This window comes from Bacillus cereus group sp. N31 (assembly GCF_016483245.1).
Taxonomy (GTDB): Bacteria; Bacillota; Bacilli; order Bacillales; family Bacillaceae_G; genus Bacillus_A; species Bacillus_A toyonensis.
This window is the reverse complement of sequence record NZ_JAEHCH010000133.1, coordinates 1-229: the sequence shown is the minus strand read 5'-3', so window position 1 is coordinate 229 and position 229 is coordinate 1. Positions and strand designations below refer to the sequence as shown.

The following is a 229-nucleotide window of genomic DNA, read 5'->3' as shown; positions in this document are numbered from 1 at the left end:
TCCGGGCGACCCAGGTCCTCTAGGTCCCCAAGGCTTTCAAGGAGCTCAAGGAGCAATAGGTGCAAAAGGCCCCCAAGGAATTCAAGGACCTCAAGGTTCTCAAGGAATACAAGGAGCGACAGGGGGAACAGGAGCACAAGGCCCACAGGGAAAACAAGGTCCGCAAGGTGACAAAGGTCCGACTGGGCCACAAGGTGCAACAGGAATCCAAGGGATACAAGGAGAGATA

General features: G+C 55.0%; 1 pseudogene. It reads left to right on the top strand.

Annotated features, from left to right (window positions below):
- Nucleotides 1-229, top strand: a pseudogene (locus JDS81_RS30125) (hypothetical protein); the annotation flags it as partial.